Origin of the sequence: Mangrovibacter phragmitis, assembly GCF_040429585.1 — a bacterium.
Lineage (GTDB): Bacteria > Pseudomonadota > Gammaproteobacteria > Enterobacterales > Enterobacteriaceae > Mangrovibacter > Mangrovibacter phragmitis.
In genome coordinates this window covers 3,091,106-3,115,216 of record NZ_CP134782.1, presented here as the reverse complement: position 1 = coordinate 3,115,216, position 24,111 = coordinate 3,091,106, and the positions used below count along the sequence as shown (strand labels likewise).

General features: G+C 58.8%; 19 protein-coding genes. All 19 read right to left on the bottom strand.

The window, feature by feature from the left end; genetic code table 11:
- Positions 1-84 precede the first annotated feature (84 nt).
- Positions 85-1,530 carry a peptidoglycan-binding protein gene (locus MPHASIOC01_RS15025; protein ID WP_353612859.1) on the bottom strand — a complete coding sequence of 482 codons (1,446 nt, stop codon included), beginning with the start codon at positions 1,528-1,530 and terminating at the stop codon, positions 85-87.
- 116 nt (positions 1,531-1,646) lie between these two features.
- On the bottom strand, positions 1,647-2,354 hold the full coding sequence (locus tag MPHASIOC01_RS15020; RefSeq protein WP_353612858.1) for a hypothetical protein: 708 nt from the start codon (positions 2,352-2,354) through the stop codon (positions 1,647-1,649).
- A gap of 54 nt (positions 2,355-2,408) precedes the next feature.
- Positions 2,409-3,161 (bottom strand): hypothetical protein, encoded by a 753-nt coding sequence (locus tag MPHASIOC01_RS15015; protein WP_353612857.1) that lies wholly within the window; start codon positions 3,159-3,161, stop codon positions 2,409-2,411.
- Positions 3,162-3,167: 6 nt separating this feature from the next.
- Positions 3,168-4,814, bottom strand: coding sequence for a hypothetical protein (locus MPHASIOC01_RS15010; protein ID WP_353612856.1), 1,647 nt, complete (start codon positions 4,812-4,814; stop codon positions 3,168-3,170).
- Positions 4,815-4,826: 12 nt separating this feature from the next.
- Positions 4,827-5,516 carry an ATP-binding protein gene (locus MPHASIOC01_RS15005; RefSeq protein ID WP_353612855.1) on the bottom strand — a complete coding sequence of 230 codons (690 nt, stop codon included), beginning with the start codon at positions 5,514-5,516 and terminating at the stop codon, positions 4,827-4,829.
- Between the two features lie 72 nt (positions 5,517-5,588).
- Positions 5,589-6,299, bottom strand: a complete 711-nt coding sequence (locus MPHASIOC01_RS15000; RefSeq protein ID WP_353612854.1) for a hypothetical protein — start codon at positions 6,297-6,299, stop codon at positions 5,589-5,591.
- Between the two features lie 3 nt (positions 6,300-6,302).
- Positions 6,303-8,798 carry an Hsp70 family protein gene (locus MPHASIOC01_RS14995; RefSeq protein WP_353612853.1) on the bottom strand — a complete coding sequence of 832 codons (2,496 nt, stop codon included), beginning with the start codon at positions 8,796-8,798 and terminating at the stop codon, positions 6,303-6,305.
- Positions 8,795-9,175 (bottom strand): hypothetical protein, encoded by a 381-nt coding sequence (locus tag MPHASIOC01_RS14990; RefSeq protein ID WP_353612852.1) that lies wholly within the window; start codon positions 9,173-9,175, stop codon positions 8,795-8,797. Before MPHASIOC01_RS14990 ends, MPHASIOC01_RS14995 begins: the two co-directional genes overlap by 4 nt.
- A gap of 39 nt (positions 9,176-9,214) precedes the next feature.
- Complete coding sequence (locus tag MPHASIOC01_RS14985) at positions 9,215-10,258, bottom strand: HTH domain-containing protein (RefSeq protein ID WP_353612851.1); 1,044 nt, start codon at positions 10,256-10,258, stop codon at positions 9,215-9,217.
- On the bottom strand, positions 10,248-13,241 hold the full coding sequence (locus MPHASIOC01_RS14980) for a type I restriction endonuclease subunit R (RefSeq protein WP_353612850.1): 2,994 nt from the start codon (positions 13,239-13,241) through the stop codon (positions 10,248-10,250). The genes MPHASIOC01_RS14985 and MPHASIOC01_RS14980 overlap by 11 nt, the downstream gene beginning before the upstream one ends.
- Positions 13,228-14,649: a hypothetical protein gene (locus MPHASIOC01_RS14975; protein WP_353612849.1), complete on the bottom strand. Its 1,422-nt coding sequence runs from the start codon at positions 14,647-14,649 to the stop codon at positions 13,228-13,230. Before MPHASIOC01_RS14975 ends, MPHASIOC01_RS14980 begins: the two co-directional genes overlap by 14 nt.
- Positions 14,646-16,778 (bottom strand): class I SAM-dependent DNA methyltransferase, encoded by a 2,133-nt coding sequence (locus MPHASIOC01_RS14970; RefSeq protein WP_353612848.1) that lies wholly within the window; start codon positions 16,776-16,778, stop codon positions 14,646-14,648. Before MPHASIOC01_RS14970 ends, MPHASIOC01_RS14975 begins: the two co-directional genes overlap by 4 nt.
- Before the next feature lie 9 nt (positions 16,779-16,787).
- Positions 16,788-17,003: a helix-turn-helix domain-containing protein gene (locus MPHASIOC01_RS14965; protein WP_353612847.1), complete on the bottom strand. Its 216-nt coding sequence runs from the start codon at positions 17,001-17,003 to the stop codon at positions 16,788-16,790.
- 160 nt (positions 17,004-17,163) lie between these two features.
- Entirely contained in the window at positions 17,164-17,688 is a 525-nt protein-coding gene (locus MPHASIOC01_RS14960) for a gamma-glutamylcyclotransferase family protein (RefSeq protein WP_353612846.1), read from the bottom strand.
- Positions 17,685-18,557, bottom strand: coding sequence for a glucosamine 6-phosphate synthetase (locus tag MPHASIOC01_RS14955; protein ID WP_353612845.1), 873 nt, complete (start codon positions 18,555-18,557; stop codon positions 17,685-17,687). The genes MPHASIOC01_RS14960 and MPHASIOC01_RS14955 overlap by 4 nt, the downstream gene beginning before the upstream one ends.
- Positions 18,542-19,063 (bottom strand): DUF5049 domain-containing protein, encoded by a 522-nt coding sequence (locus MPHASIOC01_RS14950; protein WP_353612844.1) that lies wholly within the window; start codon positions 19,061-19,063, stop codon positions 18,542-18,544. Before MPHASIOC01_RS14950 ends, MPHASIOC01_RS14955 begins: the two co-directional genes overlap by 16 nt.
- Positions 19,064-19,074: 11 nt before the next feature.
- Positions 19,075-20,034, bottom strand: coding sequence for an amidoligase family protein (locus tag MPHASIOC01_RS14945; protein WP_097010731.1), 960 nt, complete (start codon positions 20,032-20,034; stop codon positions 19,075-19,077).
- Positions 20,035-20,283: 249 nt separating this feature from the next.
- Positions 20,284-20,541 (bottom strand): VrlD, encoded by a 258-nt coding sequence (locus tag MPHASIOC01_RS14940; RefSeq protein ID WP_353612843.1) that lies wholly within the window; start codon positions 20,539-20,541, stop codon positions 20,284-20,286.
- 12 nt (positions 20,542-20,553) lie between these two features.
- Positions 20,554-24,102 carry a DUF4815 domain-containing protein gene (locus tag MPHASIOC01_RS14935; RefSeq protein ID WP_353612842.1) on the bottom strand — a complete coding sequence of 1,183 codons (3,549 nt, stop codon included), beginning with the start codon at positions 24,100-24,102 and terminating at the stop codon, positions 20,554-20,556.
- Positions 24,103-24,111: the final 9 nt, after the last annotated feature.

Below are 24,111 nucleotides of genomic sequence, written 5' to 3'. Positions count from 1 at the left end.
TGAATCATCTCGCTTTGATATTTCCGCTGATGCTGTTCCAGTTAGCGACTTGATAAAACCGGTTGAAAATGTATACGGCCCAGGTCAGTTCTGCCCATACTCCATATTCAACAACTGTGTTAGCGAGTAGTTTCGCCAATCTACTGAAATTCCTTTCCGTTTTAGGCGATTAGCCGCACCGATTCTAGATTCCGCGTCAAGCATGTCCGTTAAAGAGCTTGTTCGCCAATTCACATCATAGCCAAGCCGGGCAAGACGGTTCGCCGTGCCGATCCTGGATTCTGCGTCAAGCATGTCCGTCAGAGAGCTTGTTCGCCAATCCACCTTATAGCCGAGCCGGGCAAGGCGGTTCGCCGTACCGATCCTAGATTCTGCATCGAGCATGTCCGTTAAAGAGTTGGTTCGCCAATCCACATCATAGCCAAGCCTGCGAAGACGCTGTGCAGCATCGTACTTAGACTGTTCCTCGTAGGAGAGGTTTTTGGGTTTAGCTGAGGCAGTAGCCGGAGGGGTGCTGGAACGCGGCGGCAAACTTGTCTGGTTCTGCGGCTCAGGTTGATAGACTCGCGGTGTATAAGCCGTCTTTGCTCTCCGGAGCGTGCTCAGCAAGTCTTCGTCAATCCAGCCATCTTGCGTGATACCAACATCACGCTGGAAGGCCTTCACCGCTTCGGCAGTCCGGCGGCCGTAATCGCCATCCACTGGTCCGGGATCGTAACCGAGGTCGGTCAGAATCTGTTGTGCCTCTCTGGTGTATTGGGCATTGGGCTTCTTGGGAGCGGTGCTGGTCGATACGCCTGGCGAAACCGATGGATAGGAGGGTTGATAGGAATGCCCCAACTGTCTGGCTTCCCGAATGGCCTCCGAGACAATCTGGCTTCTGTAGGCTTCCACATCACGTTCAGCTCGAGACTGGGAGCCTTGGCGATACCGGTAGCTTCCGCAGCGGCTGTTGTAATCGTTGACAATCCGGTTGAACTCATCGATTCCCGCATTGTTATCGATGACGTCCCGCATCGCTTCAATGCGAATGCCCTCCCGGATGCACCAGCGAATTTCCGGCACGGACAGGACGTTGTTGGTGCCGACCGAAGGCTTTGTATATTGCAGTCCGGCGCTTTGGGTCGTGCTTGGCGCTTGAACTGCCGGAGCCGGGGTGCTCTGCGGGTAGTTGTAGCTTTGCGACGACGATGGCGGAGTGTAAGAGGGCTTTTTGTTACTTTGCCCGGCGTTATTAATCAGCCAGATCACAAAGACGACGCCGATAATGCCAAGAATCCATTTGCCTCCCGAACCGCCGCCGCTTTTGCCAGAGCTCACGGTTTCAATAGGCGGAGGAGAGCTTGTGGTTTTCCGCTCGGGTTCGGAAGGGGCTGCTTCCCTTTGAGGCTGGGGAGGTTGCTTAGGCGTTGATGGCTTAGCCTCCGCTTTTGGCTCCGGCTTTATGGGCTCATCAATGCCGCTGACCTCGGACGCCAGGTCTGACAGTCCTGAAAAGCCTTTTTTATCTTTATCGTTATCACCAGCCATGTACGTCGAACCTTCCAATTTCACTCATATAACGGTCACTTCCCAAGCGCTGAGGACGCCGTTGCCAATGCCAGAGAGAGCCTGAATTAATGTCGAGCTTTGAACGAATTCCCCAATCACATAACACCCGCCCTTCTCAGGTAGTCCTGAGCTGGATGCGATCCCGTTCTACTCCCGCTGCCTTTTTTTGACTTCGGTGGTTCGGAGCCGGTGAAGTTCCCGACATAACTCCAGGTGTGGCTGCGGACATCGATAACATAGATGTCGCAACTTTTCTGATAGCCGGAAGCTCCGTCTGAATATGAGCCGACTACCTCATCTGAGCAGTTAAACCCCACGACATAAGAAACGTCTCCAGCAGATTTCGGCTTGTAATCGTCCTTTATCCTGAAAAGCATCCTGTCGACAGTTCTTGCTCCAAGATCAACAGGGAGAACCCCTGGCATGAGTGAAGGGACACTGTTCGAGTTGTTATTTCTCGCGAGGTAATAGCTAATTTCGCTCTGAAATGAATTAATTTTTCTGTCTTCTATTCCGCTTTGAAAATAGAAATAGCCTGCAACACCACCCACAAGATAAAGTTGCCAAGGAATAGCCAGCAATAATTTCACTATCCCAGAGAAAAAACCGCCAGAACCTGCCTTCGCCGATTCTCTTGCAAAAGAATCACTATCCTCACCAGGCAGTTTCCTGGAGGCATGCTCATGGTTTATTCCAGATGCACCTCTTCCCTGGATAGGTGTATGACTTGTATCCTTCTCAGATGTGGGTTCTACATCTGAAGTCAGATCCGATAATCTGGAAAATCCCTTCTTGTCATTCATTTCAAATCCCCAAACCAATATATGGGCTTCGCATAACCGCCATGCCGAGCTCCCTCATATGAACGTCAGCCCCCAAGCGCCCAAGCCGCCAATGCCAATGCACAAAAGAATCACCGGGGCACATCCAGAGTTTTTCTTTTTGGTGGGCAGTCCCGTTTCCGGATGTCCGTGCGCCTGCGCCAGGTCGCCTATCATCTTTGGCTGGCCACTTACTCCTAACTGTCGACCCAGGATCTCGAAAAACCTCCGCTTGACCGCCTGCGAGCTTGTATCGCCTTCATAATCACCAAGGTTCAATCGTGTCTCGCCGGTGAAGAGACCAATCATCAGCGGTCCCATTTTGCTGCCACCCTCGGCTTGAAGGAGCTCGCCAGCTTCGCTGCCGAGCATTTTGGCCAGCATGCCCATATCGGCCTGCTCGAGGGCAATGGTCATGATCGGCCGGTGCGATGGTCCGTGTGGATTCCTATCGATACGGTAGAAAACCGACATGGCGTAGTGATAGGTCATCCCCCGGTACTCGGCCTTCTTCCCCTGCATTTCCATGGTGAGGTCAAGAACGGTCTTCGGCTTCTTCTGAAAAGTCAGGAAGAAATCCCCCCAGACCCAGGTCTCGCCAGCATCGACGCTCGACCATGGAGCCGGAAGAGTTGGCCACTTTGTCAGCTCCAGCAAGGCGAACACCGGCTTTTGTGGTGCTGATGGCTGTGGACTGGTTTGACGAGGCTGAGACTGAGGGAGAGTCCCGGTATCCGATGTCAGATCACTGAGACCTGAGAATCCGCGTTTGTTGTCTTTGTTATCCATGCGCTCTTATTCTCCCAGAAGGCAGCTCAGCCTATCGCCACCCCGTTTCCAAAACATCCGGATAGCGGCCTCGAGAACGTGAATGTTGTCCTCCTCCAGGTAGGAAAAGGCCGCTGCCAACTTTTTGTCTTCCTTTTTCCCGATGCAGAAAACGCCAGCGCCATTCCAGATCACCAACTCACCCCAGCGGCAAAAGACCCGTTCGTTGCTGCCAAAGAGTCTTTTGCGCTCCAACTCCATGCCGTGATCACTCATAACAGCGGAGCCGAAACGGTATTTTTTGCCATCACGAAGACCTTCCAGGTACTCCGTCAGCAAGCGAACCCCAACAGCCCTCCACAAGCGATCAATAAAGTTGCTGTAGATTGCCTCTTTCTTTAACTCGATAGACGCATAATTGGAGCCGTTACCGAAAATAATGCTGTAGGTTGTTCCGGTGGGAATACCGTTAACCGAATGCCGGGTTCCTCCCCAGCGTACCCGCGAAATTGAATCAAGATCCCAGCGGCGGCCCTTCCACTCGATACCTTCAGGAGAAATGCGAAGCTTATCTTTGAAGATCGCTCCGACATCGGCCTCATAGGTTATTTCTCTTCGCCATTCTTCAGCTTTGTTCTTTGCGTCCTCTATCAAACGGACCCGCTGTTCCGCTATCTCGCCAAGTGCATCTGCGTCCTCAGCGATGCGTTCGGCAACCTCACCAACCTCCGCGAATACTTCCTGCAGCATGTTCGTGAGTTGCTGCGAGAAATCGAGCTTGCCGTGCTCGTTGAACATATGGATCGCCAGGCCACGAACCAGACCGGCAACGCGGTGACTGGCATCGTGATCGAGCCCTCGACTTTTCGTGCTGACCTGTATCGGCTGAGCGACGGTATCCCAGTTCTTCACAACCTGGATTAGCTGATTCACCATGGGGGCCAATGTGGAATCGGGCCGTTCTGCATCGACGGCTGCCCGCAGTTTCTCGACAAGAGCTCTTATGTTCCCTTCTTCCTTGTCAAGAAACCCCTGTGCCTCCACCTCATACGAATCAATGAGATCGGCTATCAGAATGGGGCCGTGCTCCTCCCCATCGTCAGTCGCGGATTCAACGGCAATGGTGACTGCCTCCACGAGTTCTTTTGGGGAAAGGTTGTCGAGGGCCGACTTGATGACCTGGCGATAGTGCCTCCGCCGTTCCTGGATTTCAGCTTCGACGGCCGAGAGGTCCGATACTTCCGGGAACCCGGAGACAACCCGTTCCTCGTTGATGATCACGCTCAGTTCTTCAGGGTCGAGATCCTCAAATGCCCATGAAATTTCGAGAATCCATTCCGCAACGTCATCGGCATTGTGATCTGGCAAACGAGCGAGGCCGGATGCAAGCAAGTTGGCTCGAGCAATTGACGACAGTTTATCAACGGCGAGCAAATCCGTCGGCGAGGACTCGAGGAGCGACAACACCTCTCCCACACGTTTTGGCCCGATGCCTGGCAGCCATGCGACTTCAGCGGAGAGCCTTTTTCGGGGATTGGTCAACTCCGAACGCGCCTCCATGCACTCACTTGAGTCGAGCAGAAGGCTGCGTTCATCGGCCAGTTCCATTATCCGACGACGGTTATCGCGGGGGCTGGCATTTAGAATGTGAAAAGGATTTTGTAAAAGGTCCATGCTCCCCTCCGGTTACTTGTCATCCCAGACGAATCCGATGCGTCTGCTTTTTTTCTCTTGGTCTTTAGGAAGGCTGTTCAACGCTGCCTCAATGCTGGTTTGATCGAGCTCTGTCTTCCCGGCCTTGGCAGCGAGCCGTGCGGCCTCGCGTATGACAAACGCCGAGTCGGAGAGAGCTTTGCCGGTAAGCTCATCGAGGATCTTGTTCACGTTAAGATCATCAGCTTTCGGCAGCTTGCTCAAGAGTGAGTCCACCAGCGAAGCCACTTCTTCCCTCGACGGCATGCCAACCTCGATGATGTGGTCAAACCGGCCGCGACGCAGAATGGCCGGATCGATCATCTCGATCAGGTTCGTCATGGCGACAATCAGCACCTTGTTCTTGATGGCTTCCGGAATCCGCCGAAGGAACTCGGCTACTTCCTCGACGTGATGCAAGCCGGACGAACTGCCAGAGCGCCTGTCTGACAGGAAAGATTCCATCTCATCAATGACGATAACGGACGGAGCACCATCAATCGCCTTGTCAAAAACCTCGGAGATCTTCTTGCTGGTTTCGTGAATGTAGGGGCTGCCCACACTGTTGGAATCAATCGAGTAGCTGGGCCAATCGATAAACTCGACAAGCCGCTCCACAGCGAAGGTCTTTCCACAGCCCGGCGGCCCGTGGAGGACGATGGCGGAAGGGAAATCGATACCCAAAGCCTGATATTTCTCGGCATTGAAGATGATGTCGATGACGTGTTCGTTGAAAAACTCCTCAAGCTGCGGCCGTCATGGAAGTTTAAAAACCTTGGCCTCGGCTGGTTCTTCAGGCATTTGCGGCTGGTCAGGTTCGACTACAGCCTCCTTGGCAATGGCGGCCTTCGCGTCGTTCTTGGCCTGAGAGGTGGGCTTGCGCTTGGCCAGCAGGCCCGCATCCGCAGGTACGCTAAACCCGGCAGCTTTTACAATTTCTGCCAGATCGCCAACGGGCATCCAGCCGGTCAGGCTGGTCAAACGCCGGAAAGATTCCGTCGAGATGACGACCCCACCGGTGATCCATGTTCCCAAGACAACTTCATCATCGACGTGAGGTGTCAGTGTCCAGGCCGGGAGCAGTCTGGAATACTGCTCGACATAAACGGCATCATGGAAGGAGGCATCCTCCGACAGTTTCCGAGACTCTTTGAGGGCGAAGGCAAAGGCCAGTGCATCGACCTTGCTTTCCGGGGATTTCCCATTCTCAACCGCCGTCAGGGTGTACTTCTTATGGCTGCTCAGGCTACGGAATGATTCACTCCCGAAAGCGACATCTCCGAACAGGGATTCGTCGAGGAAGCCGAATTCATCCCACTTTTGCGCAAGTTCCGGACGCGTGAGCAGGATATTGTTCGAGCCATTAGTATCGAAAATCTGCCATTCGTTTCCTGAATGGAGGAGCGACCGGATTTTCGATCCGTCCGGCAACTCAAAGCCTTTAGGCAGCCATAAGTCCTTCGCCATAAATCATCCCCTGATAATGTTGGCTACATCGAACATCTCGTTGTCGGGGCCGCCGCCGATCTGAATCATCGAAAGCTGGGCGACAACGGCGCGAAGTTTTTCTATGTCATCGGAGCGCATGAGCTGCGTTCCGATCTGGGCGAGCTCCTCGAAACGGTGCTTGTCGGCAAACAGGTGGGGCGAGTTGACCATCGATTTGAACCGCTCGACCACGAACCAATCCTGCCGCCAGAGGATCTCGAAGTTTTTGCCTTTCAGCTCATCAAGGTGGTGCTCGAAGTCTTTGTCATTTCGGTCGATTGAGCGCTGTGCAGTCTTTGCCAGATTGTCAAAAGCCGACGCCTCGGATGGACGGGCATGTTGGCGGATATACTCATCAAAGAAGGACACGACGCCGTCGAGGTCAATCTGCCGGATTTCCTTCAGATGCTCCTTTCGGACCTGGGCAAGAAGTTTCCGTGCCTCGAGAACCTTCTCCATGGCCTCTTGGGACTTCTCTGTTTCCGCTTCATCGGGATCGAGCGAGACTGCAGATTCAAGTTTCTGCCGTGCTTGGTCCAGTTTCGGGTTGTCCACCACCTCGTTGATTTCGTCGATGCGATTCAGCGTTCTTTCGCCTTCCTCGACAACCATGACGGCCGCTGCGGTGTAGTCGAGCTGTCCCTCCTGGCGGGAATAGAAGTTCTTACCGGAGTGGAAGGTGCCGCCGATGCAGGGTACGGAGACCTCAATGTTGATGTTGCCGGAGTCCAGGATCTCGTATTCACATTCCAGATCGGCACCGGCGGGAATCACGCCGTCATCGAAATCTGAGCCGGAAATCTTCAACACCCCGATGGGGCGGTTGTCGGTAATGGGGTCTTCGATTTCGCCTTCCCAAAGTTTCAGGTTGAGCGAACCCGAGGCACCGGATTTGAGCGACTCAGCGGCCTTGAATACCTTTTTGCCCTTCTTGGGCAGCGAGTCACCCGAGCGAACCAGATAGTCGAGTACGGGGCGGCCGCCAAGTTTCTCCAATACCTCAATGCCAACCGAGTGAGAGGCTGGAATGGCATCCACTGAGGCAGCGGTTCGGGTAATGACGATCTTGTCCTGTTCCAGGGCAATGGGTCCGCCTACGGAATCGAAAACAAATACCTTGAAGGTGTTGTCACCGGTTTTTGTCAGGGTGACGTCGATGGTTGCGCCATGCTTGAGAGGCAGGCGGCCGGAGGTCCAACCAGTATCGACGCAGTCGACCTGAAACTCTGAGCCTGACGCCGCTTGGCCAGCCAATTGAACAGCGATCTTGGCCTTAACATCCGGTGTACGGGCAATGTAGTTGAAAGACAGCGCCAGCCCACCGCCAGAGGAAATCTGCCCACGGGTGTTTTTGCGTGACCGGTTCTGGGAGCTCCAATCGATGGATTCCGCAAACAGGCTCGCCCCTTCGGCCACGGCCGTCATGGGATTTACATCGGTGTTCCCCGGAATCCCCAGCTCAAAGGCAACTTTGTCGCGCAGGGGTTTGTAATTGGTCGGTCCGCCGACGAACACAATGCGCTCCAGGTCGTGCGGAGAGAGACCGGCCTTATTGAGCGTTTCCCGGGCAGACTCGATTGATTCACTAACGCGTTCGGCAATGAGCTTGTCGTAGGTCTCACGCTGCAGAGGAATATCGAGATAGACTTCATTGCCGTTGAGATCCCTTACCCGGGCCTCGGTTTCCGAGAGGCTGATGACCGAATTCTCGCGGGCCGAGAGTTCGATTTTGGCGCGTTCGGTGGCCCAGATGGCCAGGCGAAGCAGCGACTTGAAGCTCGGATTCACAGAAAAGTCTTCTGGGAGGTCGAAGTTTTCCAGCAACCAGGGGCGGACAACGTTATCGACAAGGACGCGGTCGAAATCCCGGCCGCCACACATGGCGATACCACCGTGGGCGAGGAGGTTGACCCGCCCACCAATGCTTTCGGCAATGGCGATATCCAAGGTGCCGCCACCCAAGTCATAGATCAGGAACATGCCGTCGGTATTGCGGGCACGCATGACACTCATGACCGCCGCGACCGGCTCCTGCATAAGCGCGACCTTGCCGAGACCTGCCATGCTGGCGGCCTGCATGGTGGCGTCCTTCTGCATCTGGTTAAACGCCGCAGGAACGGTGATGACGGTTCCGGTATCGGGATCATTCCTGATTTCTTCCGGCATGTAGCCGAACAGAACTTTCAACACCTCTGCGGAGCATTCCTCGGGGGTCTTTGTGAGGTTCACCGCAGAAAGCTGAACGGGCGTGCTCGTTCCCATGAGCCGTTTGAACAGCATCGCGGAGTTATCCGGGCTGTGCGGAGCCGAATCGTAGGCTCGCTTGCCCACGTATTTATTGCCGCGTCGGTCGATATAGATCGCCGATGGCGTCACATCATTCTGTTCAGGACTCTTCCAGATGCGGGTTTCGGAACCGTCATAGGAACAGATCGCGCTGTTTGTTGTGCCCAGGTCAATGCCGACGAAATTTTTCATAGTTCCACCTTCCTCAAAGTGACGGTTCCTGTCTTAACCAAACCTTCTTTCCCCATAATGATCGGCTCGAGCATCTGATCGACCATCAAGGCATCCTTAGCATCGAATTCTTCGATATTCAACGGGGTGGCGGCCATGCCGGGATCGAAAGGATGCCCCTCGACGTTGACGATCCTCAGTTCCGCCTGCTCCAAAGCCTCTTCGACCTTTTTGATGAACCACCGGAACTGGCTTTTGTATCGGTTCTGTTCTCCGGCATCGAGCTTCGTGAGTAGACGGTCGAACACCCGGCCAAAGCGCCAGGATTCAACCGCCATGCTGATCACCGCATCCCTCATGGCCTCGGGGGTCGTTGTGGTTTGTTCAGAGTCCGCCATATGCATCTCCCTTTTGTATTCTAAAAACGTGCTTCACCGTCATTTCATCACCGTTCCGAATTCTTCATCAATTTCAAAAAGATCAGGCGTCGAGCGATGGACGCCGATGCCGTGTTCCATCAGCAGCATTACAAGCTGGTCCCCGTTCATTAGGGCAATGGGGGTTTTGTCTGTCTGGGCGGCTTCCTTGATGGCTCCGGCGCTGAAGTCGCTTGTGGTGATGATCAGGCCTTGCTCGTGCGCCCCCAGGCTGCCGCGCACCTGCTGCACGACCGGAGCCTGGATGTTGTTCTTGAGCTTCCATTTCTTGACCTGGACGGCCATCTTGATGCGGACCACGTCACCGACCACCAAGGTGCCCCGGACATCGATGCCGCCGTCGCCGCTGAGTTTGGTTACCTCGACCATCTCGAAACCCATCTCCGCCAGTAACTGAGAGATGAGCTCCTCGAACTCACCGGGCTTCATGGCCAGCAAGCGCTCGCGCAGGACCTTGCGGACCTGGTGGTTGTGCTGCTCGATTTGGAATGCCAGGCCGCGCCCCATCCATTGGCTCAGGCCCACATAGCCACGACCGTGCTGAACGAAGCGGGGCCGCTCACCGCGTTTCTGCTGGCGCTTGATCTCGGTGATCACCTGGGCGTACATGGTGGCCTCGGGCGTTTTGCCGCCTGTCACCAGCCAGCCTTTTTGCAGGGCCTTCTCGGTGATTTCCTTGTAGTGCATCGGCTTCTTGCCACCGAACTCCTCGAGCACCTTCTGAGCGCAATCGGTGAAGGAGAAACCTGCATTTACAGAAGGCGGTTTTGGAGTGTCCTCGACGAACGCAGGAACCGGTTCAGCGCCGCTCGGTATTTCAGCGGAATCCCGAAGCGCGAAGGTCTGAGGGCCGACCTTTACAAAGGGTGACTTGTCTCCGTTGTTCTTGATGTCGGAGTAGAGCCGGGCGCTGACAGTGGCGTCTGGGGTTTTCCCTCCGGATTGCCAGAGACCGGCAGCCATGATCTGCTCGGCGATATCCTTGGCGTGCAGTTCCGTTCCGGCCTGCTGCAAAACCTGAATGGCGGCCGTTTTAACGTCCATGGCTCGCCCCCGTTGCGGATTGTTCGGCCTGTTGCTGATAGGTCACGCCGAAGATGGTGTCGCCCAGCCATTTCTTGAACGACGGGTTGTCGCTGAACTGCTTGAACAGCTCGGTGTGGTCGGACAAGAGGTCGATCATGACGCGCTGCAGCGCGGCGTCGTGTTCGATCCGGGCGGTCTTCTTGTCGTTGTTCTTCATGGCGTTCTGGTAGGCCGCGTCCGCCGCCACCTTGGCCGGGATCTCCTCGGCGATGACCTTGCGGATCTTGTCGCCGTCCTTCCACTCGATATTGCCGAACTGGTCATTGAACGCCTTGATGATGTTGCTCAGTTGGTCCAGCTCCGGTTCCGGTTTGCGGCCACCTCCGCTGGTCGGCACCGGTCCGATTTCGGCATCCTGATCCGGAAGACCGATCTTCAGGCTGGTTTTCACCTCGACACGGTAGCTGTCCATGTCGATGGCCTCCAGGATGCCCCGGGACAGGTCCTCTTCCTTGGGCGCGGGGAGCTTCGGAATCAGGAAGTTCAGGAAGATCGACAGCTTTTCCCAGTCGGCATTCGAGTACGGGAGAATCGAGGCCAGGAAGCCGTAGGTGCGCACGAAGGCCTTGGCCTTGCCCTTGAAGTCCACCTGGCCATCTTCGTCGAGATCGGCGTTGTAGGTGGCCACGCAGGCGTCCAGGATCGGGTCGAGCTTGTCGCGGTCCGCACCGTTCAGGTAGAGCCCCACCAGCTCGTCGATTTGCGCCTGCGAATAGACCTGGTAGCCGTCCAGATCCGATTTCAGGTCGTGCAGCTTGTTGGGGTCGGTCTCGTCGCTGAGGATGGTGGTGCGGTAATAGGGCTCGAACGACTTCTGGATGGTCTCCGAGTCGTTGTAGAAATCGAGCACAAAGGTGTCGTGCTTCTGCGGGTGGGCGCGATTGAGCCGTGAGAGGGTCTGCACCGCCTTGATGCCGGAGAGCGCCTTGTCCACGTACATGGTGTGCAGCAGCGGCTCGTCGTAGCCGGTCTGGAACTTGTCGGCGACGATCAGGAAGCGGTACGGGTCCTGCTGAACCTTGTCCGGGATCTGGCTGCTGGGAAAGCCGTTCAGCGTTGCCTCCGTGACCTTCTTGCCGCCAAACTCGTGTTCGCCGGAAAAGGCCACGATGGGCGCATACGGGCTCTTGCGCTCCCTGAGATAATCCTTGAAGGCGTGGAAATACTCGATGGCCCGCTCGATACCATTGGTGATGACCATGGCTCGGGCATGGCCGCCGATCTTGCGGTGGCCGATCACCTGGGCGTGGAAATGGTCCACCATAATCTCCGCCTTCTCGCGGATGGCGTGCTCGTGGGACTCCACATAGCGGCGCAGCTTTTTCTGGGCCTTGTTGGCGTCGAAGAGCGGGTCGTCCTCCACGGTCTTGGCCAGGCGGTAATAGCTCTCCACCGGGGTGTAGTTCTTCAGCACATCGAGGATGAAACCCTCCTGGATGGCCTGCTTCATGGTGTAGCTGTGGAACGGGTGATGCTTCACGGTGCCGTCCGGCTGCGGGTCCGGCTCGCCGAAGATCTCCAGGGTCTTGTTCTTGGGGGTCGCGGTGAAGGCGAAGTAGCTGGCGTTGGTCACCATCTTCCGGCCTTCCATGATCTTGTTGATCTTGTCCTCGACCGTCTCTTCCTCCTCGTCATCAGAGCCGCCATAGGGCGCGGTCTCCTCCAGCACGCGGTTCATGGCAGCGGTGGTTTTGCCGCCCTGGCTGGAATGGGCCTCGTCGATGATGATGGCGAATTTGCTCTTGCGGTGTTCGTCACCGATCTCGTCGAGGATGAACGGAAACTTCTGCACGGTGGTGATGATGATTTTCTTCCCGGCCTTGAGGAATTTGCGTAGGTCGCCGGAGTGTTCGGCATGGCCGACTGTGGCGGAGACCTGGGCGAACTGCTTGATGGTGTCGCGGATCTGTTTGTCGAGCACCCGTCGGTCGGTGACCACGATCACCGAGTCGAACAACGCCTTGCTCTCGTGTTCCAGCCCCACAAGCTGGTGCGCCAGCCAGGCGATGGAGTTACTTTTGCCGCTGCCCGCCGAGTGCTGGATCAGGTAGCGCCTGCCGATGCCGCTCTCAGCGGCATTGGCCAGCAGCATGCGCACCACCTTCAACTGGTGGTAGCGAGGGAATATCTGCTTGTACCTCTTTTTGCCGGTCTTCTCGTCTTTTTCCTCCACCACCTGAGCGTAGTTTTCCAGGATGTCGGTCAGACCCTCCTTGGAGAGGGTCTCCTTCCAAAGGTAGTCGGTGGCGAGCCCGGCCGGGTTGGGCGGATTGCCCGCGCCATCGTTGTAGCCCTTGTCGAAGGGCAGAAACCACGAGCCCTTGCCCTTGAGGTGGGTACAGAAACGCACCTCGTGATCGTCCACGGCAAAATGCACGGCGCAGCGGCCGAACTGGAACAGCAGCTCCTTCGGGTCGCGGTCGCGCTGGTACTGTTGCACGGCATCGAGCACCGTCTGCTTGGTGAGTTTGTTCTTGAGTTCGAAGGTGGCGATGGGCAGGCCGTTGATGAACACGGCCATGTCGAGGGAGAGCGCGGTCTCGTTGCGGCTGTAGCGAAGCTGGCGGGTGACGCTGAAGATGTTGGCCGCGAACCGTTCGGCCGCCTTCACGTTGCCCGGCGTCGGCGTGCCGTAGAAAAGGTCCACATGGGCCGGGCCGTGCTTGATGCCGCCGCGCAGCACGTCTACCACGCCGCGTTTGGCGATCTCGCCCTGCAGGCGGTGCAGAAACTGGGTGCGCTTGGGGCCTTCCTCGTCGATGCCGAGAGCCTCATAGGTATCTGGTTGGGTGGCGGCGAGGAATTGCAGTAGTTTGGCCAGGTCGACAGCGTGTTCCCGGTCGTAGTCCTGCGGATCACCCTGAACGTATCCGGCATCCTCCACAAGGGAGGCGACGATAATCGATTCCAGGCCCTTTTCGCTGGTGTCAGTCGGTTTCATCCATGTCCCCCTCATCATCGATCACGTCATCGGCATCGGCGGTGTCCTCTTCCAGCGCCAGCAGCTCTTCATCGGCAACCTCCGGCACCTCGATTCCGCGGACATCCACCTGCCCGGTGACCACATCGGAAATCAGCCGGGTGCGGTATTCGCGCATCAGCTCGATCTCACGCTCGGCCCTTGAAATCGCCTGGCTTATCTCGGCGCACTTCTCATTGATGTGAGCAATAATCGCCCGCTGTTCCTCCAACGGCGGGAGCGGGAAGAACGCCCCCTTGATTGCACCTTGCGCCAAGCCAAAGCGGGTCACGCCGGTAGCGGCAATCCGGAACTGGTCAGCCACCGGGTCGGAAGAGAATGCCCTGAACAGAAACTCGCCTTCGATTTCACCTGAGAACGGTCTGATCAAGGCCAAGTGATAGGCACAAACGACGCCCGGAATTGTCTCGGGCACGAAAGTGGGAATGGCGATGTCGTCCCAACTTTCGGAATCCTTGGTGATGATCACGTCACCCGCTTTCAGCTCAAAAGCGCGAATCTCTTCCGGCGTGGCCGTGGCCTTCATGAAATCGATGGCGGCGGTGATGCGGTCGTTCTTGTAAACGTCCACGTAGTTGCAGAGCATGACCGGGACTTCGTCCTCGTTCGTGTTCTTGTCGACGCCACTGGCCCTGACCGCCGCCAGCGTGCGGAGCCGTCTGGCGTCCCAATGCTCCGGAATATCTCCGATCCATTCCACGCCGCTGGGCTTGAAATTGACCTTGGGATCAAGCCCCCGGGTCACGGCCTGGTTGATGACGTTCTGCTTCTGCTCCTTGAGCAGTTCGATGAGCCGCCGCTTGTTGCGGATGAATTTGTTGATCTGGGCTGCTTTCGACTTTACAACCTTCGCTATACGAACCTGCTCATCGACGGGTGGTATAGCTACTGTCGCCCGTTTTAAATGCGGCCAATACAGATTTCGTTGTATTGAACCAACCCCTTTCGAACTAACCAGGTACTGGTTAACCATTTTTCGGTCACGGAATAGAACATTGGCATAATCTGGATATAGTTCAGAATGAACCTCCAAGACTAAATACGCAGGACTTACGATTCCAGAATATTTTGAGACACCTACGGAACCACGCCAGGCTTGTTGGTTATTAAGAACGAAATCGCCAGGGTCAACGGCTTGGTATTTGGATAGATCCTCGCTTGTTGCGTTTGTTCGCTTTTCCTTAACATCTGAAAAGCGAATGACACCCAAATCCAGATAGACCGACAAAAGTTCACGATCAACGCAGTTTGTGATCGATTTTGTTCTAGCAACGGCACACAGTGGTAACGTTTTCCAGTGCGCCGGAACATTTTTGAACCATGTTTCTCCGGTTTCCCTGTATTCTGGATAAGGAGCCAGCTTCATCATTCCGCCTCCCCAACAATCTGTTCCAGAAGGCCTTCCGTCTCCTGCTCCAGGGCGTAGATATCGGCCTTGATCTCATCGAGGGTGCGCATGGGCGCGGGCCGGTAGAAATGGCGGGTGAAGGAGATTTCGTAGCCCACCAGCGTCTTGCCCGGGTCGATCCAGGCATCCGAGGTGTAGGGCAGCACCTCGCGCCGGAAGAAGGCCTCGATGCCGCCGTCTTCCAGCAGCGGCACCTGTTCGCTGTCGCGCAGGGCGGTATCCGGCTCGTATTCGACCACGCAGGGCTTGCCGCCCAGTTCGGCCTCGAACAGGCCGTGGATGGGGTCGGGCGTGGCCTTACCCGGCTTGTGGACCTTCTTCAGCACCGGCGCGGCGTCCTCGCGGGTGTCGCAAAGTTCGCCCTGCAGCAGCTTCTTGCGCTTGGCAGTGAGCTTGACACCGTGCTTGTCGGCATCGGCATGGGCGACGTCCATGAAGGCGTTGAAATCGATGTGCGGCCCGGCTCCAAGAGCCTCGGCCACGCGGCGGGCCAGCTTGGCCAGCGGTTCTTCCTTGGCCTGGGCGCAGGCCCGATCGAACCGTTCCAGCCGGGCCGGGCTCAGGTCGACGGCAAGGCGCAGTGGCCGTTCCACAATCACCTTCCAGTAGCCGAAGGCCTCGTTGGGGAAGATCTTGGATTTTTCGGTCTCGCGGGGATTGACCACCAGATCGACAATGGTTTGAATCTGCTCTTCGGAGAGTTCGCAATTTTTCTTGCCGAGATTGCGGCGCAGCGGCACGTACCATTCGCTGGCGTCGATGAGCTGGACCTTGCCTTTCCGCGTATCAGACTTGCGGTTGGTTAGCACCCAGATGTAGGTGGCGATGCCGGTGTTGTAGAACATGTTCTCCGGCAGGGCGATGATGGCCTCCAGCCAGTCGTTCTCGATGATCCAGCGGCGGATGTTGCTCTCGCCCTGACCGGCGTCGCCGGTGAAGAGCGACGAGCCGTTGTGGACCTCGGCGATGCGGCTGCCGAGTTTGGTGCTGTGCTTCATCTTGGAGAGCTTGTTGACCAGGAACATGAGCTGCCCGTCCGAGGAGCGGGTGATCATCTTGTATTCCGAGTCGTTTGCGTGCTGAGTGACAAAGCGCGGGTCCTTGATGTCCCCCTTGCCGCCCAGGCGCTCCAGGTCGGTCTTCCAGCTCTTGCCGTAGGGCGGATTGGAGAGCATGAAGTCGAATTCCTGCGACGGGAAGGCATCGCTGGAGAGCGTGGAACCGTACTTCATGTTCTCCGCTTCGGCCCCTTCGCCTTTGAGCAGCAGGTCGGCCTTGGCGATGGCGTAGGTTTCCGGCTGCACCTCCTGGCCGAACAGGTGAATGGAGACGTCCTTGCCGTGGCTTTCGGCCAATTCGGCCAAGCGCTCTTCAGCAACTGTCAGCATTCCGCCGGTGCCGCAGGCTCCGTCATAGACAAGGTAGGTGCCCGACTCGATATCGTCGGCCACCGGCAGGAAGATCAGGTCGGCCATGAGCTTGACCACGTCGCGGGGCGTGAAGTGCTCCCCGGCCTCTTCGTTGTTCTCTTCGTTGAAACGGCGGATCAGCTCCTCGAAGATGGTACCCATGGCGTGGTTGTCGAGCGCCGGAAGAATCTCGTTGCCGTCCACGTCCCGCACCGGCTTGGGGCTGAGATTGACGCGGCCGTCGAGGAATTTCTCGATCAGGTGGCCGAGGATATCGGCCTCGATCAACGTGGGGATCTGGTTGCGAAACTTGAACTTGTCGAGGATCTCCTGGACGTTGGGTGAAAAGCCGTCCAGATAAGCCTCGAAATCGGCCTTGAGCTGTTGCTGCTTGGCGCGGTTCTTCAGGTCGCGCAGGGTAAAGGGCGAGACGTTGTAAAAGGCCTCGCCTGCGGCCTGGCAGAGGGCGGCGTGCTGGTTGGCGATCCCGGCCCCGTCGAGCTGCTTCTTCATGCCGAGGACTTTTTCCTTGCTCGGCTCCAAGAGCGCATCGAGGCGGCGGATGACCGTCATCGGCAGGATCACGTCACGGTACTTGCCGCGCACATAAACATCGCGCAGCACATCGTCGGCAATGCTCCAGATAAAATTCACGATGCTGTTATGGATCACATGGTTCATGGCCCGTCGTTACTCCTTGCGCTTCTTGTCGGTTTCTACAGGCTCGGCCGCGCCTCCAGCCTTGACCCACTCGTCCACCTCATCTTTCTTGAACTTCCAAAGACGACCCATGCGGTGGGTGGGCATGCCATGCTTGTCGATCCATTTGTAAACGGTGTCGTTGCTGACCCCGAGGTACTTGCAGATCTCGGTTATTGATAACCAGCGGTCTTCCATCTCGTTCATTCTCTTGCTCCACGGGCGTTTTGGTTGTTTGCCACGTCCGCCAGAGGCGAAACGGGAGAGACTGGACGCACCTCTCCCAGGTTAAAAAACTCCATCAATATACAAAGGCACTCAGTGCTATGTCAAACGATCTTTGCCGATTTGAGACGATTATTTTCTATCACGCTCGATGCCAGACGCCGGTGCCGATCCGGGTGCCGTTATCAACACGGGGCATCCAATAGGTCCAGGCGGGAATCGAGGTGCGCCCGCATAGCACCGCCACCATCACCCGCTGATACATGCTGTGCCCGCCAGGCCGAAATCCTTCCAGCCGGTCGATGGGCGGCAGGTCCCGTTGCGGATCGGTGAAGGTCACCAGTTCCCCATGGATCAGGTCCCAGTCTCCAGTCGGGCGGCCGAAGCGAGGCGTGCCGATCTTCTGCTGCCTGCGGGCGTCGGTCAGTGGATCGGCGGTGCCTCGGGCCAGGATCAGACCCTCCGGCACTTCGAGGGCCGGGAAACCAGCGTGGAGGTGGTAGAGCCTGCCCCAGACCACGGCCGGTTCGATGTTGCGGGCCTGGGCGCAGAAGCATTGATGGTTCCAGTAGCCCCGTTTCAGTGTGCCATAGACGAAGAGCCGGAGGATGGTCTCGGGAATGTCTTCCGGGTTTGTGTTCAGCTTCGCGGTGTCTCCAATGTTCATGCATTCACTCCTTCGGGCAGTGTCCCTTTGCGCTCCTGGGGTATGAAGCGGAATTCGGTGTTTTCGATGGCCCGCACATCCTCGTGGCGGATGGTGAGCATGGTCATGGGCGGCACCTCCAACTCGCGCCAGCCGTTGACTCGCCCCTTCCCTGGGGCTCGCCCTTCGGGCGTGCCTTCGACACGTCCAAAACCGCTGTCCTGCGGTTTTGTCTCGTTGTTCACGGCAAAGTCGATAAAGGCGTCGTCCGAGGCGTAGAGCACCACCCGGTGCTGGCGGTGGATGCGCAGGCAGAGCGGCTTGTTGCCCTTGAACACGGTGATGGTGCCGGGGTCGAGCCGCGAGGCCAGCACGGCGCTCATCTGGCCGCGACAGAGGGCAAGCGCCTTCTTTAGCCCCTCCTGGTCGATGGGGCCTTCGGGCGCGAAACGGTCGGCCAGGCGGAAGATCAGCTCGCTGTCCACTTCGGCGTAGCGCGGCAGCCCGAGTCGGCGGAACAGATAATCGGCGTTGTAGATGGTGCCGTTGTGGGTGCCGATGACGATCCCGGCCCGGATGGGATGGTTGTTGCGGTTGTTGAACTCGTTGCCCCGGGTGCGCCAACGGGTGTGGCCCATGAGGATGGTGGTCTCGTTGTCGACCTGCCCGAGCAGCTCCTGAAACGGCTTCTCGTAGACCAGCTCGTGCGCCCGCATCGGCCGCTTGAAGATGCGGTGGCTGCCGTCGGTCTTGAGCCAGGCCAGACCGGAGGCGTGCGGGCCGCGCTCCTCGCTGTGCAGCAGCATGCGTATGAAGACCTCGCGCAGGTAATCCCGCTCGTCGGGCCGTCTGCGCTTGCGGCCGAAGATGATGCCTACTTGTCCGCACATGGAGCCGGGTCCTCCTTGCCGCTGAAGTTCTTGCCGAGCGGTCTCGTCCCTTCGAGGACGAAGGCCGCGTATTCGCGCCGGTGGTCCGCCAGCCACTCGGCCACCTCCGGGTAACCCATCTCGGCGGTCAGCCGGGTCACCTCCGGGTGATCGAGCATGTTGGTGCGCCCGGAGAGCCGCACCGTCTCCAGGGCTTCGAGGAATCGCTCCGGCCAGGGATCGCTGGCCTTGTCGTCGGGAAGAAACTCGATCAGGCCGTGCCGGGCCAGACGGGTGAGAAACTCGGCGGCCGCAGCGGCGGCGTCCTCCGGCAACGGCTGGGTCGGCCCGCCTTCGATGCCGGAGAGCACCTCGGTCATGTAGTCCCGGGGCGCTCGGCTGGCGGTAAACGGCGTCTGGCCGCGCATCAGCTCGACAACATCGAGGCAGTCAGCGGCCTGGATGGTTTCTCCGCTGCCGGGGATCGGTTCGCCGTCCAGCGTGGTGGAGCGGATCAGAATCTTCATGGGGCACCTCCTTAAACAGTGAGGCCGGGAACTTGCCCGGCCTCGTTGGTGAGAGTGGTGGTTGTTTCGTCCGGGAGGACGTCCTCCGGTTTGGGCCGTCCGTTCTTGAAGGCGGCGTCGCCGGGCATGTTGGCCATCAGATGCTTGCGGGCGGTCTTGAACTCGTCGCCGATCAGGCCGAGGTGGAGCAGGAAGACCCGGAAGTCGTACTTGGCGCTCTGAGGATCGAAATCCCGCTTGCGGCTGGAGGCGGCCCGCCCATTGAGCGCCTTGGCGGCAACCGCGAGGCAGAACTGCAGGTAGGCCTTGATCCGTCCCGCGTGGAGGGTCGCCTCGAACCAGCGGAACTCCACCGTGCCCCGGTACCAGACGTTGTGCAGGTTGACCCCGTGGTAGCGGCTGTTGTCGTAGTGCTGGGGCTGGCGGTTGTGGTAGCCGTACCAGATGCGGTTGAGCTGGTCCTTGGTGCGGGGACGATGCTGTTCGATGCGCTGGATCAGCTCGTCGCTGACTGGCCGGGTGTAGCGGTTGAGCCGGTCGCGGCTGATGCCGAGGGCGTGGAGGATCAGCGGCTCCTGCTTGTAAATGATCTTGGCCAGGTTCCCCAGGTGCCTGCCGTCGAAGGGAGCGGCATCGATATGGATGTGGATGCCGCACTGGCTGTTGATCTTGCCTCCGGCGCGGCGGATGGCCCGGACCACCTCCTGCAGTTGCGGGATGTCGTCGTAGCCGAGCACCGGGCTGACCACCTCGGCCCGCAGATGGGCCGGGACGCTGGTCAGGGAGGCGTCCCCCACCACCTTCCAGACGCGGCCGCGCAGGTCCTCGACCTCCCAGGGGTCGTAGCTGCTGGGGATGCCGACATGGCGGACCGTGCCGCCCACCACCGAGTGGATGGCCCAGGCGATCTGTTCCCGGGTGCGTTTTACGGTCTCGATCTCGATCCCGTAGTGGATCTCTTTCAGGTTCATGCGTGCCTCCGTCGTTCATGGTGCTTCTAAGTCGTTGTCTGGCAGGGCTTTTTAGCCTCCGCTTACACCATGAATGAATGCTTCTTTCCGGACACAAATCAAGTAGAAGAACAGCCGAAGACGACATTTAACACGTTCATTTTCAATAACTTGCGAGCTTGGCCGGATTGGGCGGCGCACGGGCGGCAGAAACCCCGGAACGGGCTGGCCGTATCCGGGGTTTCTGGGTTGGCGGTGGCAGTGAGCGGGTCAGCCGGAGGCGGTATCAGAGGTGATCAGGCTGGCGTGCAGCTCGAGGTTGCGCGACTCGTCGGCCCGCATCCGCGCCAGCAGCGCCGTGAAGGCCTCCGCTTCGGCGGCCGGGAGCTTTGATGCCCGTTCCAGCCGCGCCAGGCGCTGGTGCAGATTTTCCAGCAGGCCCAGGGCGTGGTCGCGGATCAGGCCGTCGCGCTTCTCCTGCGGCGAAGGGATGAACTCGGTCAGGCCGCCTTTGCATCGAACGATCATGGCCGTGCCTCCTTAGCTCAGGGTCGCGCCCAGCGAATGGATGCGCGGGTAGATCAGCGGCGTGCCGGTCATCTCGGCCTTGTAGCGGACCTTGTTGCCGGTGTTGTCGGTGAAGGTGCGCACCAGGGTGTACTCGGTCCAGTTCTCGTCGATGGGCCGGGTGTCCTGGATGGTCATCGCCTCCCAGGTCAGGCCGCCATCGTTGCTGGCGAACCATTGCAGGGTGGTGCCGCTGGGGATTTGCATCTGCACATAGGCCTTGGTTGATTCCACGCCCTGGGTCAGCTCGTTCTCGCGGGTCAGGTAGGCCCCGGTGGTCTTGTTGAGGTAGCCCACCAGGTTGACGTCGCGGAAGTTGATGGCCGGGGTGTCGTTGACAAGCGAGCTGCTCAGGCGCACGCGGATCTGGACACGGGTAGCGAGGTTAGGCAGCCGTTCCTCCTCGGCGGGAACCATGGCGTCCCAGGTCACGCCGCCGTCGGTGGAGTATTCCCAGTCGAGACCGGTGCCCTGGGGGATGGCCGAGTATTCGTCGAGGTTGATGTCGGAGAACTGCACGCCGGTGATCGGCTGGAAGCGGATCATCCCCTCGGATTGGAAGTTGTAGCCGTAGATCTTCATCGCCAGGTCGGAGCCGTTGAGGGGCGTCCAGGTCTCGGCGTTGGAGCTCTCCAGCAGCACGCCCTCCATGTAGGTCTGCCGGGTGATGATGCCCCAGCGGCCCATCTTGCCAAGGGTGGCGGTGCGGACCTTGTAGTTGGTGCTGTTGGTCAGCAGCACCACGGCGTAGCTGGTGTTGGCCTCGGCGTAGAACGGGTCGTCGAAGCGAATGCGGGTCTCGCCGCTCAGGCTGATCTCGTTCGGGGCCAGCACCTTCTCGGCGAACACCACGCCGTTGGGCAGACCGGTGGTAACGCCGCGAATCTGCACCGTGACCGGGATGCTCGGGTCCCTGGCGGTGAACTGCAGACCGATGCTGGAGATCACCTGGTTCTGGGTGAAGCTGAAGGTTTGGGCCAGCGGATCGCGGGGCACGAAGATGGTCTGGGTGCGCCAGACCACCTGCACCACGGGCACGCGGATGATGCGGTTCTCGATGATGCGCTCGATGCGGGTAATGACCAGCGGATCGTTAATCTGCAGGCTGGCCCGGGCCGAGTAGACGCCGTCGGCCATCTCCACGATGCGGTTGCCGTTGCGGGCGTTGGTCGGAATGGTGAAGGAGGCGCTGACCCGACCGGCCTCGTCGCTGATCAGGTTACTGGCCATTACCTGGCCGTCGCAGCGCAGCACGATGCCGGATTTGCTCGGGGTGAAGTTGATGCCGGTGACGGCGATGCCGGTCTGGCCGCGCCGCCCGAGGTTGGGCGTGATCTGCAGCATGGCCGGGGGCTTGTCGAACACCGCGTAGGGGTTGATGTTGCGCTCCTCGGACCAGTCGTTCTGTTCCACCAGCACGGTCTCGTTGCCCGGCAGCAGCGCCAGGCTGCCGAAGAAGCTCGCGCTGCTGCCCGACTGATCGACCGAGAGCACGGTGGAGTGCGGAATGCGGTCCGGCGCGACAAAGCGGGCGATCTCGTTCACCCGGGCGTCCCATTCGGCGTGGTAGATGTCCGACTGAGCGGTGTTCGAAAAGTCGTCCGAGTAGATGCCTTTCTTGGTCTGGGCGTCCCGGTTCTGCAGCTCGTTGTTCATCTGGTACTGGGCATCGTTGTACTTCAGATCCTCGACGTCCTGGATGATGTCGTGGATCTGGTCCATGGTGATGCGTGTCAGGCCGAAGTTGCGGATCTCCATGTCGGTGGAGTTGGGCGGACAGTCGATGCTGCACAGTCCCAGGGCGTTTTCCGGGACGATGGGCAGCTTCGGGAAATCCGCCGGAGCCCCTTCGAGCCGCTTGATCTCGGTGGTGGTGGCGTAAACGATGTCGCGGCGGCCGAGGTAATAGTCGTAGTCCAGGCTGCAGTTGGAGCCGTTCACCGGCTGGTCGCCGAGGCTGCCGCGCCCGAAGTTGATCACGTTGAGGTTGCCCAGCTCGAGCTGCACCGGCGACATGGTGAGTCCGGCGGTGTTTGTGGCCGGAGGCGAAGCGGTGCCGATCTCCTCGACGCCGTCATCGACGTAGGAGAGGGCCTCGCTGCCCAGTTCCATCAGGCGCTTGTAGTCGGTGCGTGCGCCGTTGGTGGCGGCCCGGTAGACGCGATAGCCGGTTGCGCCGCTGACCGGCAGCCAGGAGAGCTTGTTCATCTCCCCGGCGGCGGTGGCCCGGGCAATGACCGCAGCGGCGTTGAAGGCCGTCTCGCCGGTGGCGTTGTAGGCGGTCACCAGATAGAAATAGTTTCCGGCCGCCGGATGGTTGGCCTGTCCGAACCAGCCGCTGTCCACGTAGTCGGTGCCCTTGATCATCTGCTTGGTGTAGGTCCAGCGCACCGTGTAGGTCGTGCCGATGGCCGGTTCGTTGCCGGAGCCGAGCCAGTCGACATGGTTGCCCGACTGCTGCCAGTCCACGCCCTCCTGGAAGATGGTCGCCCCCTGGCTGACCTCGAGGATGTCCACCACGGGATTGGGGTCGAGCAGGTCTTCGCCGCCGCCCACCGAGCCACGAGTGACGTTGCGGGTGATCTCGACGATGGCCTCCACCTGGGTCGTCTCCTTGAGCGGCGTGGAGTTGACCGGATAGCGGCGCTTGTTGATGTCGAAGGTCTTCTGCTCGCCGCGCACCGATTTGGTGGCGATGGATTTGGGCACCAGGGTCGAGGTGGGTAGATCGCGCTGATGCCGGAAGCCCTGGATGTAGGCGCGTCCGGCGTTGGTGATCGCCTCCACACTGTCGTCGTCGACGCCGCCGATGAAGGTGTCGAAGCCCCGCACCAGATAGCTTCCGGCCTGGTCGAAGGTGCGCTCGGCCAGGTTCTGAATCAGTGAGTTGAGCCCCTCGGCGGCGGCGAAGGAGAGCTGGTCCTCGGTGATCGAGGAGACGGTGATCCGGCTGCCCGGCAGCGTGCCCAGCAGATCCCGCAGGTAGAGGTTGGATTTCTCCTGCACCGTGGGCGTGACGTCGCCGCTCTCGCGGTCGAACTTGTAGATCGGTATCACCCGGCGCTCGGCCACGTTGTTGGGCAGCGTCTGGCCGCTGGTGTCCGTCGCCTTGAGGGAGAGAACCCATTTTTCCCGCTCTGCGGTGGGCTCGCCGGTGGCCGGATTGATCAGGGCCGGGTCCTGGGTATAGCCGTAGTTGTACTTCAGCAGCTCCACGTAAACGTAATCGGCCCCGCTGGTGGTGGCCGGGTCATAGGTCAGGGTCGCGCCGCTCACCTGTTCCAGATGGCCGTCGATGTAGACCACGCCCGGGGCCAGGGTCAGGACGTTGGCGGCCGCACTGACCTCGAGACCCATGATGATGGAGCCTTCCTTGAACAGGATATCGGCGATCTTGCGCCGCTCCAGGTTGATGATGTCCTGCTGCTCGTTGAGTTCGGAATCCAGCAGGTCGCGATCCTGATGGTAACGGATGCGCTTGTAGTTCTTGGTCGGGTCGAATGTCTCGCGTGAGATGCTCATGTTTGAATC

Coding starts and splice junctions, on each gene's coding strand:
- MPHASIOC01_RS15025 (WP_353612859.1), bottom strand. CDS start 1,530: ATGGCTGGTGATAACGATAAAGATAAAAAAGGCTTTTCAGGACTGTCA.
- MPHASIOC01_RS15020 (WP_353612858.1), bottom strand. CDS start 2,354: ATGAATGACAAGAAGGGATTTTCCAGATTATCGGATCTGACTTCAGAT.
- MPHASIOC01_RS15015 (WP_353612857.1), bottom strand. CDS start 3,161: ATGGATAACAAAGACAACAAACGCGGATTCTCAGGTCTCAGTGATCTG.
- MPHASIOC01_RS15010 (WP_353612856.1), bottom strand. CDS start 4,814: ATGGACCTTTTACAAAATCCTTTTCACATTCTAAATGCCAGCCCCCGC.
- MPHASIOC01_RS15000 (WP_353612854.1), bottom strand. CDS start 6,299: ATGGCGAAGGACTTATGGCTGCCTAAAGGCTTTGAGTTGCCGGACGGA.
- MPHASIOC01_RS14995 (WP_353612853.1), bottom strand. CDS start 8,798: ATGAAAAATTTCGTCGGCATTGACCTGGGCACAACAAACAGCGCGATC.
- MPHASIOC01_RS14990 (WP_353612852.1), bottom strand. CDS start 9,175: ATGGCGGACTCTGAACAAACCACAACGACCCCCGAGGCCATGAGGGAT.
- MPHASIOC01_RS14985 (WP_353612851.1), bottom strand. CDS start 10,258: ATGGACGTTAAAACGGCCGCCATTCAGGTTTTGCAGCAGGCCGGAACG.
- MPHASIOC01_RS14980 (WP_353612850.1), bottom strand. CDS start 13,241: ATGAAACCGACTGACACCAGCGAAAAGGGCCTGGAATCGATTATCGTC.
- MPHASIOC01_RS14975 (WP_353612849.1), bottom strand. CDS start 14,649: ATGATGAAGCTGGCTCCTTATCCAGAATACAGGGAAACCGGAGAAACA.
- MPHASIOC01_RS14970 (WP_353612848.1), bottom strand. CDS start 16,778: ATGAACCATGTGATCCATAACAGCATCGTGAATTTTATCTGGAGCATT.
- MPHASIOC01_RS14965 (WP_353612847.1), bottom strand. CDS start 17,003: ATGAACGAGATGGAAGACCGCTGGTTATCAATAACCGAGATCTGCAAG.
- MPHASIOC01_RS14960 (WP_353612846.1), bottom strand. CDS start 17,688: ATGAACATTGGAGACACCGCGAAGCTGAACACAAACCCGGAAGACATT.
- MPHASIOC01_RS14955 (WP_353612845.1), bottom strand. CDS start 18,557: ATGTGCGGACAAGTAGGCATCATCTTCGGCCGCAAGCGCAGACGGCCC.
- MPHASIOC01_RS14950 (WP_353612844.1), bottom strand. CDS start 19,063: ATGAAGATTCTGATCCGCTCCACCACGCTGGACGGCGAACCGATCCCC.
- MPHASIOC01_RS14945 (WP_097010731.1), bottom strand. CDS start 20,034: ATGAACCTGAAAGAGATCCACTACGGGATCGAGATCGAGACCGTAAAA.
- MPHASIOC01_RS14940 (WP_353612843.1), bottom strand. CDS start 20,541: ATGATCGTTCGATGCAAAGGCGGCCTGACCGAGTTCATCCCTTCGCCG.
- MPHASIOC01_RS14935 (WP_353612842.1), bottom strand. CDS start 24,102: ATGAGCATCTCACGCGAGACATTCGACCCGACCAAGAACTACAAGCGC.